This window comes from Pseudoalteromonas sp. NCCP-2140 (assembly GCF_023708065.1).
Lineage (GTDB): Bacteria > Pseudomonadota > Gammaproteobacteria > Enterobacterales > Alteromonadaceae > Pseudoalteromonas.
The window spans coordinates 174,330-191,006 of record NZ_BRCZ01000001.1; the positions used below are offsets into that span (position 1 = coordinate 174,330).

General features: G+C 43.0%; 10 protein-coding genes and 1 pseudogene. 3 read left to right on the forward strand and 8 right to left on the reverse strand.

Annotated elements, in window-relative coordinates:
• Positions 1-185: 185 nt before the first annotated feature.
• Both NFU46_RS00900 and NFU46_RS00905 read left to right on the forward strand, forming a co-directional pair.
• Positions 186-2,777: a TonB-dependent siderophore receptor gene (locus NFU46_RS00900; RefSeq protein WP_251598816.1), complete on the forward strand. Its 2,592-nt coding sequence runs from the start codon at positions 186-188 to the stop codon at positions 2,775-2,777.
• A 108-nt stretch (positions 2,778-2,885) separates the two neighbouring features.
• Positions 2,886-4,262, forward strand: coding sequence for a hypothetical protein (locus tag NFU46_RS00905; protein WP_251598819.1), 1,377 nt, complete (start codon positions 2,886-2,888; stop codon positions 4,260-4,262).
• Between the two features lie 56 nt (positions 4,263-4,318).
• Here the strand turns inward: NFU46_RS00905 and NFU46_RS00910 are convergent, their stop codons facing one another.
• The 8 genes from NFU46_RS00910 to NFU46_RS00945 all read right to left on the reverse strand — a co-directional run bounded on the left by NFU46_RS00910 (position 4,319) and on the right by NFU46_RS00945 (position 16,048).
• Complete coding sequence (locus NFU46_RS00910; RefSeq protein ID WP_055198739.1) at positions 4,319-4,582, reverse strand: hypothetical protein; 264 nt, start codon at positions 4,580-4,582, stop codon at positions 4,319-4,321.
• 11 nt (positions 4,583-4,593) lie between these two features.
• Positions 4,594-5,424, reverse strand: coding sequence for a peptidoglycan binding protein CsiV (locus NFU46_RS00915; protein WP_251598822.1), 831 nt, complete (start codon positions 5,422-5,424; stop codon positions 4,594-4,596).
• Positions 5,424-8,897 carry a transcription-repair coupling factor gene (gene mfd / locus NFU46_RS00920; protein WP_063529151.1) on the reverse strand — a complete coding sequence of 1,158 codons (3,474 nt, stop codon included), beginning with the start codon at positions 8,895-8,897 and terminating at the stop codon, positions 5,424-5,426. Before mfd ends, NFU46_RS00915 begins: the two co-directional genes overlap by 1 nt.
• Positions 8,898-8,926: 29 nt before the next feature.
• Positions 8,927-9,820, reverse strand: a complete 894-nt coding sequence (locus NFU46_RS00925; protein WP_175078218.1) for a carbon-nitrogen hydrolase — start codon at positions 9,818-9,820, stop codon at positions 8,927-8,929.
• The gene (locus NFU46_RS00930; RefSeq protein ID WP_251598825.1) at positions 9,813-10,871 is read right to left on the reverse strand and encodes an agmatine/peptidylarginine deiminase; all 1,059 of its coding nucleotides are present in this window, start codon (positions 10,869-10,871) and stop codon (positions 9,813-9,815) included. The genes NFU46_RS00925 and NFU46_RS00930 overlap by 8 nt, the downstream gene beginning before the upstream one ends.
• A gap of 84 nt (positions 10,872-10,955) precedes the next feature.
• The gene (locus NFU46_RS00935) at positions 10,956-11,549 is read right to left on the reverse strand and encodes a PilZ domain-containing protein (RefSeq protein ID WP_058584935.1); all 594 of its coding nucleotides are present in this window, start codon (positions 11,547-11,549) and stop codon (positions 10,956-10,958) included.
• A 105-nt stretch (positions 11,550-11,654) separates the two neighbouring features.
• The gene (locus NFU46_RS00940) at positions 11,655-14,828 is read right to left on the reverse strand and encodes an efflux RND transporter permease subunit (RefSeq protein WP_175078220.1); all 3,174 of its coding nucleotides are present in this window, start codon (positions 14,826-14,828) and stop codon (positions 11,655-11,657) included.
• 14 nt (positions 14,829-14,842) lie between these two features.
• Positions 14,843-16,048 (reverse strand): efflux RND transporter periplasmic adaptor subunit, encoded by a 1,206-nt coding sequence (locus NFU46_RS00945; RefSeq protein WP_054561341.1) that lies wholly within the window; start codon positions 16,046-16,048, stop codon positions 14,843-14,845.
• Between the two features lie 175 nt (positions 16,049-16,223).
• Here NFU46_RS00945 and NFU46_RS00950 point away from each other — a divergent pair.
• Positions 16,224-16,607 (forward strand): annotated as a pseudogene (locus NFU46_RS00950) (LysR substrate-binding domain-containing protein); the annotation flags it as partial.
• Positions 16,608-16,677 lie beyond the last annotated feature (70 nt).

Sequence of the window (16,677 nt, forward strand, 5' to 3'; positions counted from 1 at the left end):
ATTGATACATCGTGAAACCTTATTACCCAAAATGGATACGCTATTTTGAGGTTGTTTTTTCTTTAACCTGCCATTCAGTTTTCGTTCAGTTAACTGAGCCTAAGTTGCCCTCCGCTGACTCGTGATTCTAATAATAACGAGCGCTACCTAACTAAAGGTAAATTTCCAACAAGTAGGGTTTTCACATGAAAAAATCAATTCTTGGTTTAGCTGTTGTTTCAGCAATCCCAATGTTCTCAAGCATGCAAGTTTTAGCTGCTGATGATGCAGCAGAGTCTATTGAAAAAATTCAAGTTACAGGTTCTCGCATTAAGCGTACCGATATGGAGACGTCTAGTCCTGTAACTTTAATTGGTGCAGATGACATCAAAGCAATGGGTGCATCAAGCATCGATGGCGTTCTACAAAAAATGACTGCAGCAAGCGGTGCGATGACTAACCCTGCTGTTAACAACGGTTCAGGCGGTAACGCACGTGTTGACCTACGTGGTTTAGGCGCACAACGTACTCTAGTACTAGTAAATGGTCGTCGTATGATCAACTCTGGTACTGGCGCAGCATCTACTGTTGACTTAAACACAATCCCAGTATCAATGATCAAGCAAGTTGAAGTACTAAAAGACGGCGCATCTGCTGTATACGGTACTGACGCGGTAGCTGGTGTTGTTAACATCATCTTAAAAGACGACTTCGAAGGTCTAGACATGAACCTTAACGGTGCTATCACTGGTGAAGGCGATGCAGACGAAACGTCTTTCGATATCACAATGGGTTCAAGCTTTGACCGTGGTAACGTTGTAATTGGTTTACAATACACAGACCGTGGCGACGCTTCTCAAGCAGACCGTGATTTCTCTGATTGTCCAATCGAAGAAGATTACGAAAACGGTAGCTTCTACTGTGGTGGTTCTTCTTACACGCCTTTCGGCCACGTTTGGGCTGAAAATGCAGACCTACAAGGTCAAGCAGACGGCGAGTGGCACGACTTCACTTCAGCAGGTGATGCTTACAACTACTCAGCAACAAGCTACCTTTACACGCCAATGCGTCGTTTAAACCTTACAGGTATCGGCCACTTTGACGTAACTGATGAAACGCGTTTAGTTTCTGAGTTCACTTACTCTAAGCGTTGGTCAACTCAACAAATGGCTCCACAGCCAGTATGGTTTGACTTCACTTACGATGCAGACACGATGGGTGACTCACTTCTTTCTCACGGTGTAGCTGACGGTGAAGACATCTCTTACGGTCGTCGTATGACTGATGTTGGTCCTCGTGGTTATGAGCAAGTTGTTGATACTGTACGTGCAGTAATCGGTCTTGACGGTGCATTTGACAACGGTTGGGGCTGGGATACTTCAGTAGTATTCGGTCGTAACGACTCAGTTGACCGTGCAACTAACCTACTTAACATGGGTTCAATCCAAGACGCAATCGAAGAGGGTACTTTCAACCCACTTAACCAAGCTGATTGGTCAGGTAGCAACCTTGCACAGTACAACTACACTGAAAACAACTCAGGTGGTAGCCAATTATTAGTTCTTTCTGCTGGCCTTAACGGTGAAGTAATGGAACTTCCTGCAGGTTACGTTGGTTTCGCTGCTGGTATCGAGCGTCGTGAAGAAAAAGCATGGTACGTTCCAGATTCACTAACTTCACAAGGTCTTGCAAATGACCCACGTGTTGAACCAACTGGTGGTCGTTTTGACGTAAACGAAGCTTACGTTGAATTCGCTGTTCCACTTCTAGCTGACGCACCATTTGCTCAAATGGTTGACTTAAGCGCTGCTGTTCGTGCATTCGATTACAGCACATTTGGTTCAGATGAGACTTGGAAACTAGGTCTAACTTGGCGTGTAAACGACGAACTAATGCTACGTGCTGTTCGTTCAACTGCATTCCGTGCTCCTACAGTATCTGAGCTTTACCAAGGTAAATCACCTTCATTCGAACAAGTTAACTTCCCTGGTGCACAAGACCAAGCTGAAGTAACTGTTGGTGGTAACGATCAATTAACGCCAGAGCTTGCTGATACAGTAACTGCTGGTTTCGTATACGCTCCAGAATGGTTAGACGGTTTCTCAATGACTGTTGACTACTACGAAATCGAAATTGAAAACTCAATTTCAAGCGTAAACAACCAGTACATCGTTGAAAACTGTCTTGATGCTTCTACAGGCGCATACAAGAACCAAGATACTGCTTTATGTCAGTCTTCTGCAATCAACTTCAACCAAAGCACTGGTCGCATTAGCTTCAACAACCAATTACAAAACATTGGTAATGAATCTACTAAAGGTTACGACGTAAACTTCAAGTATGCATTTGAAGCTGCAGGTCTTAACTGGCGCACAGGTCTTGATGTAACTATCCTTGATGAGTACATCGTTGATTCAGGCACAAGCACAATCGATTACACAGGTCTTGTAACTTCAGGTATCGGTAGCTACGCGAAAGTTAAGTCTAACTTCACTCTTAACGCGTCTGGCGACAACTGGGATGCACAATACCAAGCACGTATGATCGACGGCCTAGACAGCTACGCATGTCTTGCTGACGACAGCGAGTGTCTAGTACCAAGCGTTGGTACTGTTGTATACCACGACATCAGCGGTTCATACATCCTGAACGACACAGTGTCATTCTCTGCAGGTGTTAACAACTTATTCGATAAGCAAGCACCTTACTACTCAGGTAACAATGACTCAAACACTGACCCGTACACATACGATGTACTAGGTCGTCGTTTCTTCGCTGGTATGAACGTTAAGTTCTAAACTAGTTTGAAATGATTACTAAGGCCCAGTTTTTACTGGGCCTTTTTTATTGTCTGAAAGCCTATCAACGCGTAAACTATAGAGGTACTTTTAACAAACGAGGTGATATTGCTTAAACAAGACGAAAACTTATCTTTTATTATTGAGCCTGAGCTTAAACCACGCACAGAGCAACGACTCGACCTGTATTTCTCCATTCCGAATGAAATGAGTGTTAACCCACAAACACTGAGCGAAGAATCATTCTTTAATAATAACTTTAAATCGCACCTTGCGTATAACGCCAACAACATTCACTTACCTTTAGTTAGAAGCCGCTTTGTTAGTAAAAACAAAGGTGAACAGCAAGATTATCGGCAAAACTTAAACTTATATTGTTATCAAGTTCGACTCGCGCTTAATGCCGATATTAAAGACACACTAAAACACCAAGAAGCCGATGAGTTTTACCCTGCAGCCATTGAGTTGTGCCAGCAAACCAAAGGCTTGTTGAAAAAGTTAAGACGCTATACCCCAGATGACGAAAAGCTACTGCCATTTTATAAAAACGCCGATAACTACTTAAGCTGGCATGTAGAGCAGTCATTTTTGAAACTGCTGGATGAAGGGCCGCGCAGTAGTGATTTTGCAAAAGAGCGCAGTGAGCTATTAGAGTTTTGCAAAAATGAAAACAGTTACCGTGAAGAGCAAGAATATAACTCGCAATCGACACTTGAAGATGCCAACCGTATCACCAACAAAATGCGCCTATTACAACGTTTGATTGAGCATGGAGTGGTGCTTACACGTAGCACGCGTCACTTAAACAGTTATTTAAAACGTATTGTAAAGGGCACGGTGACCGCTGTGATCATGGCCTTTGTGATGTTAGTTGTGTTAAATGCTCGTTCAAACTTTACCGAAGTAACAGCGACGTTGATTTTGATCTTGGGTGTTATTTATGGTCTTCGTGAAATATTTAAAGAAGACATAACACGGGTGATCTGGCGAGCTATAGTAAGGGGGCGACCTAAATGGCGCTTTCAATTTAAAAACAGCATAACTAAAGACAAAATTGCCAGCCAATACATTTGGCTTGAATATACAAACTTTAAACGCCTGCCTAAAGTGGTCAGGAAGATCTTTTCGAAGCGCCGCCATCAAAATAAACAAGCCGCTCAATGGTTGCATTTTTCGAGCGACACACAAGTTTACGCGAAAGAGTTTTTACCTGGCTACGATACCTTGCAACAAACCATGCAATTTAGCTTGGCACCGTTTGCTCGCTATTTAAAGCGGGGTGAAGGTAAGCTCTATCATCTAGATAGTAATAAAATCTCTAAGAAAGCCGTAGAGAGGCGTTATCAGTTAAATGTAGTATTAGTGTTTACACAAAGCGAAGATGAAACTTTGTATCAGCGCTACAAGATTACGTTAAATCGCAGCAAAATTGTCAATATAGAGCGTATTTACTCACAAACTGACATTCTGAAAGATGAAAGATGAAAGATGAAAGATGAAAGATGAAAGATGAAAGGGTGGCCTTGGCCACCCATTTCGGTTTATTTAGCGTCTAAACCTGTTTTGCTGTAAAGCGATACTTTGTCTGATACTAAGGTAATTTCGATGTTTTTATCTTTGTTACCCCAGATACAGTTAGTGTGTAGTGTCTTTTCTTCACACTTATCAGCTGAACCTAAAATAGCTTCAACCTCAGTTTTATCCATACCAATTTCAATTTTTTCGTAGTTCTCTAAATTTACTTTTGAGCAACCAGCTAAAGTAAGTGCCGCAGCCGCTGCTGCAATTGCCATATATTTTTTCATAATTGTATCCATTAATGGTTGTAGCGTCTTATTTGCACGATCATCCCCATACGTGGGTGATCAAAATAATGTATCTCGTTACTGATCACACGTTTGAATTGTGAAAAACGTGCTTTTTCGTAATCACCAGTTTCTAAGCGCTGACTAATATCAAAATCTGCGTTTATAAACAGGTAGTGACGAACATAAATCTTCATTAAACCGTCTAATTCCCACTCTGGCACATTTTGCAGTTGGTCGGGAATATAGCGCTCAGTAGGGCTGACTAAACTAATAAAATCGTTGTTTTCTTCTACAGGACTTGCGTGTTTTGCTAAGTGCTCGCCGGCAAAGAGGCGGATACTCGGTGCTCTTTTTTCACTCATTTCAGGAAAACGCCAGCCGGTGTGTAAAATTGGGGTTAAGCCTTTTCTATCAAGCTGATTTTTTTGCTCAACAAACTGTAATTGTTCTGGCGCCATTAAATAAATGTCGTCAGTGTCTTCACGGGGTTCAACAACGGGTGTCACAGGCAGTTGACTATAGCTAGCTAAAAAATCAACACTGTCATCACACACGTTAGAGTGAGGGTTGGTATTGACTAAAGAGTCTGTGAAAGAATCTGAGCGAAAGCGGCTATCGCCTTCAATACAAGCCTGTTTTGCTTGCTCTGTGTATGCAGGAGATAATAGATCCTCGCTACGCTTAGCCTTGATTTCATCGTGTTTTAAGCTGAAATCTTCCTGTAAGTAGGGAGCAGGGCGCTGTTTATAAATAAGAACTTCAATTTCGAACCAACGTGTTGCAAATGACGAGCTTGTAAATAAGCAACAAAGCAGTAGTAAACTATTTCTAAACAACATTAATGGCTAACCTTTTTTTCGAAATCTGCAATCATTGCAGTGACCATTTTTAAGCGTTCGCGAGCGTTGGCTTCGCTAATTGCAAAGCGCAGTTTATTTGCGCCATCCATTTTATACACCTGCGGTGCACTTTGTATCAAACCTATAATGAAGCTAGGGTTAACCTTTGTATGCTGGCTAAACTCAAAATAACCACCTTTCGGGTTTGCTTCAATCTTCTTAATGCCAATATTACTTGCTTGCAGTTTTAATTGTTGCAAACTGAATAAGTTTTTTGTGGCGTCAGGCAGTAGACCAAAACGGTCAATCAGCTCTACCTGTAACTCGTCCATATCATTGAGGTTAGCACAGCTTGCAATGCGTTTATAGATACCTAACCGTACGTTTACATCATGAATATAATCATCAGGTAATAACGCTGGCAGCTTTAAGTCAACTTCAGTTTGTTGACCGAGTAGGTTCTCAAGGGTTGGCTCTTTACCTTCTTTGAGGGAGTTAACCGCTTGCTCAAGCATTTCCATATACAAACTAAAGCCAATGGTTTGCATTTGACCTGATTGATCATCACCAAGCAGCTCACCGGCACCACGAATTTCTAAGTCATGGGTTGCGAGCGCAAAACCTGCACCTAAGTCTTCCAGTGATTCAATCGCTTCAAGGCGTTTAACCGCATCTTTACTGAGTGATTTAGGGTTACCAGTCAGTAGGTAGGCATACGCTTGGTGATGGCTTCGGCCTACACGACCACGCAACTGATGCAGTTGTGCCAGACCCAGCTTATCTGCTCTATCCATAATAATGGTGTTGGCAGTCGGTACATCGATACCGGTTTCGATAATAGTGGTACACACAATCACGTTATATTTTTGGTGATAAAAATCACTCATAATTTGCTCAAGCTCGCGCTCTCGCATTTGACCATGTGCGGTTGTTACGCTGGCTTCAGGTACCCATTCACTGATTTCTTCAGCAACTCGGTCTATGGTTTCAACATTATTATGTAAGAAATACACCTGACCACCGCGTTTAATCTCACGCAGAATTGCTTCGCGAATTAGTTCAGCATCTCTTTGTCTAACAAAGGTTTTAACCGCTAAACGTTTTGCAGGCGGTGTGGCTATGATTGATAAGTCGCGCATGCCACTCATTGCCATGTTTAATGTACGTGGGATAGGGGTCGCTGTAAGCGTTAAAATATCGACATCGGCACGTAATGCTTTGATTTTTTCTTTTTGACGCACCCCAAAACGGTGCTCTTCATCAACAATCAATAAGCCCAAATCTTTAAATTGAATATCTTGTTGAATAAGCTTGTGAGTACCAATCACGATATCTAATTTACCCTCAGCCATTTTATCGAGGGTGTCTTTTTGCTCTTTGGTTGAGTTAAAGCGCGATAAAACACCCACCTCAATTGGTAAATCGGCAAAGCGGTCTTTAAAGTTTTCATAATGCTGCTGTGCAAGTAGTGTGGTTGGTACAAGTACCGCAACTTGCTTGTTATCATTCACTGCCACAAAGGCTGCGCGCATTGCCACTTCGGTTTTACCAAAGCCAACGTCACCACATACTAAACGGTCCATCGCTTGCTTGCTTTGCATATCACCGAGCACAGACTCAATGGCGTTGCGTTGATCGTCAGTTTCTTCAAATGGGAAGCTGTCGCTAAACTGACGATAAGCACTGCCATCAAGCTTAAATTTATTGCCAGGCTTTGCTTGGCGTTTAGCGTAAATATCTAACAGTTCAGCAGCCACATCACGGACTTTTTCAGCAGCACGTTTCTTGGCTTTTTCCCACGCATCGGAGCCCAATTTATGGAGCGGGGCAGAGGCCTCTTCGCCACCAGAATAGCGGCTCAGCATATGTAATGCAGAAACGGGCACGTATAGCTTTGCCTCGTTAGCGTAAATGATCGTAACAAACTCAGTGATCACACCAGCAGCATCAATGGTTTCAAGGCCTTGATAGCGTCCTACACCGTGATCAAGGTGCACAATCGGTTGACCTTCACGTAGCTCAGCAAGGTTACGAATAAGCGCATCTTGGCTGGCTTCGTATTTATGTTTACGGCGTCGACGTTGCGAAACCTTAATGCCTAATAACTCTTGCTCTGTGATAATGGTTAAACGCGGCTTACCGTCTAGCACCACACTTTGCTCAAGTGGCGAAACGATTAGGCCAACATCACTCGAACTATTGGTAAAATCGCTAAACGATTCAAATTCTTTAAGCTTTAAACCACTTGGTTTTAATAAGGTGAGTAATGATTCACGGCGGCCATCCGATTCAACCGAGAGCAGCACGCGGCCTTTTTGTTTTTTCTCACTGGCCACATAGTCAATTAAACCTTGGTACGGTTCATGTAACTTATGATCAATACGAACATTTGGCAGCTCTTTACTAGCAAGGTTGGTGTGACCCGCTTTGGTGCCTAATTTTGCTTGCGATAAACGAATGCGCGCGTATTTACCAAATTCACCAAATAGCTCATTAACGCTTTGATACAGTTTTACAGGTTCAAGTAAAGGTCTGAGCGGATCAACACGGCGGTTTTCATAGCGTACATTCACATCATGCCAAAACTGATCAGCAGCATGCTCAATATCGCCAAAATGCATAAAGGTTGTATTACTTGGTAAGTAATCGAAGATAGTTGCCAATTCATCAAAAAACAGTGGCATGTAATATTCGATACCCGCAGGCCAGGTTCCTTTAGTCACCTGCATATAAATTGAGTCTTGTTCAGAGCTTGCGCCAAATTGTTCACGATAGTTGATACGAAAACGCTCAATGTCTGAGTCGTTAGTTGGGAATTCGTGGGCTGGCAGTAACTCAATTTTGTCGACCTTTTCATCTGAGCGCTGGCTTTCAACATCAAATAAGCGAATGCTGTCGAGCTCATCATCAAAAAAGTCTAAACGGAATGGGTGTGGGCTACCCATAGGGTATAAGTCAACGATAGAGCCGCGAATCGCGTATTCACCGTGCTCCATCACTTGTTGTACATGTAAATAGCCCGCTTGTTCTAAGTTTTCACGCAGTGTGTGGGTATCTAGGGTATCGCCCACTTTAAAGTTAAGGGTTGAACCATAAATAAACGAAGCAGGGGCAGTACGCAGCATTAAGGTCGACACTGGCACGATTAATACGCTTTGTTGTTCTTTTTTTAAGGTATTTAACGTGGCTAAGCGCGCCGAAATAATATCTTGATGGGGCGAAAAATGATCATAAGGGAGCGTTTCCCAGTCAGGGAAGACCATGACTGGGTTTTCAGGCAACAGAAATTCGAGTTCAGTTTCAAGGCGAAGGGCGCTTGGTGTATCTGGGGTGACAATCACAACCAGCTCGTTGTGTTGTTTTACACCTTCTGCGATTGCGATGCTAAGCCCGCTACCGGTTAGTTGTCCCCATTGAATTTTATCTTTTTCAGATTTTACCCAAGGCAATGCTGCCCATTGCGCAAACGCCATTTACTACTCCTTTAAACTGTTTTTACTGCTTAGTCTCGATAAATCTTGGTTAAGTCCTGATAGTGATCGATACGACGATCACGAAGGTAAGGCCAAATTCGACGTATGTTTTCACTACGTGCTTGGTCTAATTCAACAACTAATAATTGCTCATCACTGTTGTTCGCTTCAGCTAAGATTTCACCTTGAGGGCCCGCGATAAATGAGTTACCCCAGAACTGAATACCTTCACTTTGAGCGCTTGGATCACTTTCGTGGCCAACACGGTTACAGCTGATCACCGGCACGCCGTTGGCAACTGCATGAGCACGTTGTGAAATAACCCAGGCGTCTTTTTGACGTGTTTGCTCGTCTTTTTCATCACGCGGGTCCCAGCCAATGGCTGTTGGGTAAATTAAAATTTCAGCACCGGCCATTGCCATTAAGCGTGCCGCCTCTGGGAACCATTGATCCCAACACACTAACACGCCTAATTTGCCAACAGAGGTTTGAATAGGCTCAAAACCTAAATCACCCGGTGTGAAATAAAACTTCTCGTAAAAACCTGGGTCATCAGGAATATGCATTTTTCGGTATTTACCGGCAATGCTGCCGTCAGTTTCAAGTACCACAGCAGTATTGTGATAAAGACCCGTAGCGCGCTTTTCGAATAATGATGACACGATCACCACATTGAGCTCTTTGGCAAGTGCACCTAAGGTGTCTGTACTTGGACCCGGGATTGTTTCTGCTAAATCAAAAACGTCTACATCTTCGGTTTGGCAAAAATACAAGCTACGGTGTAGCTCTTGAAGAACAATAAGCTTAGCGCCTTGGCTTGCTGCATCACGAATACCAGCAATTGATTTTGCCATATTGTCTTGAGCATTATCGGTGTTTGATTGCTGAACAAGAGCAACCTTTAAATGCGTTGGTTTAGTCATTGTTTGTTCCTGCTAAAAAGCCGCGCGGTAATTGCATTGTAATACAGTGTAAGCTGCCAAATTGGTGAATAATTGGCACACAATTAATACCCACCACAGTGTGCTCTGGGTATGCTTTGGCAACCTGACCAAGCGCCAGTTGGTCGTTTTCGTCACCATAAATTGGTACTAAAACGGTTTTATTGATAATTAAATAATTAGCGTATGTGGCAGGTAGTCTGTCACCATCTTCATCGAACACTGCTTTTGGCCAAGGTAAAGCAATCAGCGTGTAGTTTTCACCCTCTGCTGTTTTAAATGATTGCAGTTGTTTTTCCATTGCATCAAGGGCTGCAAAGTGCTCATCACTTTTATCGTCGCACTTAACATAAACAAGGGTGTTGTTCGGGGCAAAACGTACCAGCGTATCAATATGGCTGTCGGTATCATCACCCGCAAGGTAACCGTGATCAACCCAAAGAAACGACGTAGCGCCTAGTTGCTCAACAAGCGTTTGTTCTATATCTGCTTTTGTGAGTTCAGGGTTACGATTTGGGTTTAATAAGCACTCGCTGGTTGTGAGTAGCACGCCGTGTTCATTGATTTCGACGCCACCGCCTTCAAGAACCAGATCACTTTGCTGATAACCATTTTTAGGGCTCGCGACTTGATTTACAAGTACTTGATTAATTTGATTATCAAGATCACTTGCAAACTTATTGCCCCAACCATTAAAAATAAAATCCATTACTTTTAATTGAGTTGCGTCATCAATATTTGCACAGGTCAATGGGCCATGGTCACGTGCCCAAGTATCGTTACACGGTGTCACCACAAAGTGAATGCGATTAGCATCGACATCCGCATTTGCAAGTGAAGCTGCAATATGTGCTTTGAGGGTATTATCATGAGCTACAATCACAACATCTTGTTGTTGGCTTATTGCTTGGCAAAGTGCTACATACACAGGCTCAACAGCGGTTAAATTTGCTGCCCAATCTGTGTCTTGATGAGGCCAAGTGAGCATAACGGCATCTTGCTCAGCCCATTCAGGTAAAAGTCTAAATTTCATGAAGGTATTAAACAAACTAAGGTGGGGCTAGTTTAGCATTTTAGCCATAGATGTCAGCTTTTTGTGCGCGATAAAGCGTGATTTTTAACTGTCTTGTTGATTGTTTTCTTGCTGACGTTTTTTAAGTTGGCGTGTTTGTGCGTGCAGGGCTGCTCTTACGACTAAATCTTGGTCGGCATCGCGAATGGCAGTAAACAATAATGTGTATTGGTATTTATCATCATCGCATTTTTCAATGGCCACTAATTCGGTATAGCAATAAATGGCAGATGCTTCGTGCTGCAAGAACAACTTAGTACGAAATGTTTGCCCTAATTCATACACATCAGCTGAGGTAAGTTTTACACCACCACCGCCATAACTATCGCAATAGTTTGCGTTATCGTCAGGCTGCTCTGAGGCTAAGATGTGACTCATGATTAAATCAATTTTACGAGATTGTGCCTGTAAAAAGGCTGCCAGTTCTTGCGCAACATCACCCAGATTACGCAGTGGTCGTAAGCTTGTTTGTTCAAGTTCGTTTACTTCGTTGGCAAGTTTAAATAGGGCAGGGATATCCGCTTCGAGCTCAGCATTGGTTTTTGGCACAGCACTTGGTTCAACCGCATATAAATTGACACGGTTGCTCTCGTTGATTTGAAAATATTGTTCAAATTCGGCTAATTTTTGATTATTCATGCTGTACTCCACACATCTTTCCTTAATACTAGCGTTCGAAGCAGTAAATTGCTAGTAATCAAATAATCAAAAAAAAGGGCAAACTCATTGTTTGCCCTTCATTTTTTACAGGTTACCCTCTTGGGTTTTGACATGTTCTTGTTGATGATGTTCTGCTATCTCATCAGCAAGCTCTTGTCTTGAACGTTTTTCAGTTAACTTACGTGCCGTTAACCAATAAAAGAACAGCGGCACAAAGAATACGGCAAGGAATGTCGCTGCCATCATACCGCCCATCACACCGGTACCAACACTGTGACGAGCACCGGCACCTGCGCCAGAGCTCAGTACTAAAGGCACAACGCCCAAAATGAAAGCAAGCGAAGTCATAATGATAGGTCGAAAACGTAAACGCGCAGCCTCAAGAGCAGCCGTACTTGCGCTCCAGCCTTGTTGATGTTTCATCAAGGCGTATTCAACAATAAGAATTGCGTTTTTACTAGCAAGACCAAGAAGTGTTACTAGACCAATTTGGAAGTATACATCGTTTGTCATGCCAACAACCCAAACCGCTATAAGCGCACCAAAGGTACCAAATGGCAAGGCAAGCATCACAGACAGTGGTAACGACCAACGCTCATACAGCGCTGCTAGAATCAAAAATACCATGATCACAGCAAGACCTAAGGCAATTCCTGTGGTGCCTGAACTGCGTTTTTCTTGGAATGCAGAGCCTGTCCATTCGTAGGTCATATTAGGTGGTAATACTGCTTGTGCAATACGCTCAACCTCAGCAATAGCTTGACCTGAACTGTAACCTGGAGCTGCATTACCCATCAGTTTAACAGCAGGTAAGTTGTTATAACGATTTAGGTTTTCAGGGCCTCGGCTATACTCGATAGTGGTAAAGGCTGAAAGCGGCACCATAGTACCTTGGTTGTTTTTAACATAGATACGACCAATGTCATCAGGCTTCATTCTAAATTCAGCATCTGCAGACATTAGTACTTGCCATGCGCGACCAAATTTATTGAAGTCGTTAACGTAATAAGTTCCTAAGTTACCTGCAAGGGCAGTGAAAGCATCATCAATTTCGACACCCATGGCGCGGGCTTGTTCACGGTCAACATCAACACGTAGCTGTGGTGCATCAGGGCGCCAAAGTGTTTGTAGGCCACTGATGATAGGGCTCTTTTGTGCTTCAGCTGTCATTAACTGCATTGCATGTTGAAGTTTGTCTGGGTCGCTATCACCTTTGTTTTGAATATAAAACTCAAAGCCACCTGTGTTACCTAAACCAAAAATAGCCGGAGGGTTAAAGGCAAGAACGAGCGCCTCTTTAATACCTGCTGTTTTCATGAAGAGCTCTTGCACCAGTGCCTTGGTATCAACTTCACGCTCATCCCAATGCTTTTGTGTCACGAATAATGTTGCAGCACTGTTTTTGTAACCACCGCCAATAAAGTCAAAACCGGTAAACGCCACCACGTTTTCGTTCGCTGGGTTTGATTGCACGGCCTCAACAACCTGTTGTGTTACCTGCTCTGTGCGTTCAAGTGACGAACCGTCAGGTAAGAAAATTGCAGATATGTAATAACCTTGGTCTTCATCTGGCACAAGTGAACCAGGGGTGTTTTGCCAAAGGCCAATCGTTGCTGCAACCATACCTGTCATTAAGATCAGCCCTAACAGACCACGGCGCACCATAAATCCAACAGCACCTACGTAACGGCCGGTGATCTTGGTAAACATGTCGTTAAACCATAAGAAGAAGCGGGCAGTTTGCTTGTGTTCTTGTTTTAAAATAAGTACACAAAGCGCTGGCGTCATCGTTAAAGCAACGACACCCGATAAACTTACAGCAATCGAAATAGTAATAGCGAACTGGCGGAATAGCTCACCGGTTAAGCCACCTAAAAACGCAATTGGCACAAACACTGAACAAAGTACTAAAACAATTGCCACCACAGGGCCGCTTACTTCGCCCATCGCTTTAACAGCGGCGTCTCTGGCACCTAGGCCTTCTTCATGCATGATACGCTCAACGTTTTCAAGTACCACGATGGCATCATCAACAACAATACCAATCGACAGCACCATACCGAATAAGGTGAGTGAGTTAATTGAATAACCCAGCATATACATACCGGCAAATGTGCCCAGTAGTGATACTGGTACTGCAAGGGTTGGAATAAGCGTTGCGCGCCAGTTTTGTAAGAATAAATACACCACTAAGAATACCAATACCATGGCTTCAAGTAGTGTTTTTACAACTTCACGAATCGATACTTCAACAAAGCGGGTTGTGTCGTAAGAAGTTAAATGAGCAAGACCGGTAGGGAACTGGCTTTTCATTTCTTCAATAACACTGTTTACTTCTTCGGCTACATCAAGGGCGTTAGCACCAGGTTGCAAGAAGATACCTAACAGTACCGCTTCTTTACCGTTAATTGTTCCTTTGAAGTTATAGTCTTTTGAGCCAAGCTCAACGCGGGCTACGTCTTTTAAGCGTAAGCTACTACCGTCTGTGTTTGAACGAATAATGATATTTTCAAACTGCTCAGGCTCAGACAAACGCCCTTGTGCAGTTACACTGTAAACCAGCTCTTGAGGAGATTGCGTAGTAGGTGTGGCACCAATTTTACCTGCCGCATATTGTGAGTTTTGTACGCGAATTGCCCCTGCAATTTCTTCAACAGTAACACCTAATTGGCTCATTACATCAGGGCGCAACCAAATGCGCATTGCGTAATCTTTGGCACCAAAAATTTGTACACTGGTAGTGCCAGGAATGCGTTTAACACGGTCAAGTACGTTCATAGTGACATAGTTTGATGTCCATAAACTTGAACGTGTTCCATCTGGTGAATAAAAGGCATGAACTTGTAAAAAGCTAGAAGAACCTTTTTGAACTACTACACCTTGGCGACGCGTTTCTTCAGGTAAACGGGCTTCAACCTGTTTAACACGGTTGTTTACGTTAACGGCTGCTTGGTCAACATCAGTACCAATTTCAAAAGTAACTTCGATGGTGGTTGAACCTGCACTGGTTGACGTTGAAGACATATACATCATGCCTTCAACACCGGTAATGGCATTTTCAATTGGTGTCGCAACCGTTTGCTCAAGCACATCGGCAGATGCACCTGGGTAGGCTGCGGTTACTTGTACAACCGGTGGTGCTATTTCAGGATATTGCGCTACAGGTAAGCTGCGCATCGCAGCAAGGCCCGCAAGCACAATAACAATAGATATAACAAACGCAAAAATGGGTCTGTCTATAAAGTAACGAGAAAACATAAGACTCCCTGTGCTTATTCTGCGTGGCTAGGGTTAGCGGCAGGTTGGCCAACATTGACTGGCATACCCGGGAAGAAAATACGTGCCATGCCATCAACAATAACTTGGTCGCCTTCTTTTAAACCACTACGAATTAACCAAAAATTTTGGTATTGCTCGTTTTCTGGTTTTTTGATCCATTCACCTACAGTAACAGGGGCAGGTAAAGCGACATCCATACCTTGCTCGTTTTTACTTACTACATAAACAAACTTACCGGTGCCGTTATCAAGCACTGCACGTTGCGGAACGATGAAAGCGTTTTTGCGTACTGCACCACTTAACTCAACGCGCACGAATTGGCCCGGGCGAAGTTGAAAATCAGGGTTAGGAATAATTGCCTGAAACTCACTGGTACCTGTGTTTGGATTAATACGCACATCAGAGAAGTTAACTTCACCGGTTTGTCCGTATAAAGAGCCGTCTTGAAGTTTAATTTGTGTTTTCCAGTGGCCTTGCTCAGGTAATGTTAGTGAGCCATTTTTAACATCTTGACGCATTTGCAGTTGTTCACGCTCAGATAAGCCAAAACGAATACGAATAGGGTCAAATTGAGTCATTTGAGTCAGTAATAAATCTGGACCAGAAACATAGGTTCCTTCAGAAACAAACTCACGTCCCATTACACCTGCTACAGGGGCTTTTACTTGCGCATATTCAAGGTTTAGTTGCGCTTCTTTTAAGGCGACTTTTGCAGCGGCTAAATCAGTTTTGGCAATATCATTTGCTGAACTAGCGTTATCGTAATCACGTTGTGAAACAGATTTTTCGGCACGTAGTTTAGCTAATCGTTTAACGTCACGATCAGCTTGAACAAGCGCTGCTTTTGCACCATCAAGTGCAGCCTGCGCTCGGTCAACCGCAAGTTGATAAGGTTCAAGGTCAATTGTAAACAGTGATTGGCCTTGCTCTACACGCTGACCTTCTTCAAAGTTGCGTGATTCAAGAATACCGGTGACACGGGCACGGACTTCAACCTCTTTTGAACCAGACAGCGTCGCTGGTAGCTCAATAGTAAAAGGGGCATCGTGAGTTTCCATTGTCATAGTCGCGACAGCAGCGGGGTGCATTTGACCCTGTTGTTGCTGTGGCGCTTCAGAACAACCTTGCAGTAGCAAAGGAGCAGAAACTAATAACAACGCAGATAATGATAATTTGGCAGGTGCGAAAGGCAGACGCATGTTTACTCCACAGTCCAATTGTTAAGTAGGTATGCATAAAAAATAGTCTATTAGCATGAAAGACGTCACTATGCATATTCATTTAGCGTTTAGTTTATACCCAAAAAAGATAAAGGTACACCCTGTAGTTTACTTTTTATTGAGCACAAAAAAACGCAAAGCATGTTTACTTAATTTGTGCGCAGCACCGAGTTATATTGAAAAATATGGGCAACCTAAGTCGGTGGCTGATCTTAAAGACCATTACTGGGTGTGTTTGCCATGGCAGCGACAGCTTAAATTTAACGAAGGCGGGCAAATAGTTAATTATAATGCGAGAACGCGTTTTACTGTATCTAACTCAGATAACATGACACAGGCGGCGATTGCAGGCCATGGCATAGCGATTAAATCTTATATTGCAATTAAAGATGACTTAGCCGAAGGACGGGTAATCGAAATACTCCCTAATAGCCTTGTTGATGCTGACGCGCCAGTATGGTTTTTAAAACCACAAAACAGCCTAGTGACGCGCAAAACAGAGGTTTTTTATGAGTTTATGAAATCTTTGTTTACCTAAGGTACAAAAACTTAACAAATGGCTTGTAATTAAACTGAAATCTCGTACCCTAAAGCAATAAAAATATAAT

Excerpts from the sequence above, each read along its gene's own strand:
- NFU46_RS00900 (WP_251598816.1), top strand. The coding sequence starts at position 186 with ATGAAAAAATCAATTCTTGGTTTAGCTGTTGTTTCAGCAATCCCAATG.
- NFU46_RS00910 (WP_055198739.1), bottom strand. The coding sequence starts at position 4,582 with ATGAAAAAATATATGGCAATTGCAGCAGCGGCTGCGGCACTTACTTTA.
- NFU46_RS00915 (WP_251598822.1), bottom strand. The coding sequence starts at position 5,424 with ATGTTGTTTAGAAATAGTTTACTACTGCTTTGTTGCTTATTTACAAGC.
- mfd (WP_063529151.1), bottom strand. The coding sequence starts at position 8,897 with ATGGCGTTTGCGCAATGGGCAGCATTGCCTTGGGTAAAATCTGAAAAA.
- NFU46_RS00925 (WP_175078218.1), bottom strand. The coding sequence starts at position 9,820 with ATGACTAAACCAACGCATTTAAAGGTTGCTCTTGTTCAGCAATCAAAC.
- NFU46_RS00930 (WP_251598825.1), bottom strand. The coding sequence starts at position 10,871 with ATGAAATTTAGACTTTTACCTGAATGGGCTGAGCAAGATGCCGTTATG.
- NFU46_RS00935 (WP_058584935.1), bottom strand. The coding sequence starts at position 11,549 with ATGAATAATCAAAAATTAGCCGAATTTGAACAATATTTTCAAATCAAC.
- NFU46_RS00940 (WP_175078220.1), bottom strand. The coding sequence starts at position 14,828 with ATGTTTTCTCGTTACTTTATAGACAGACCCATTTTTGCGTTTGTTATA.
- NFU46_RS00945 (WP_054561341.1), bottom strand. The coding sequence starts at position 16,048 with ATGCGTCTGCCTTTCGCACCTGCCAAATTATCATTATCTGCGTTGTTA.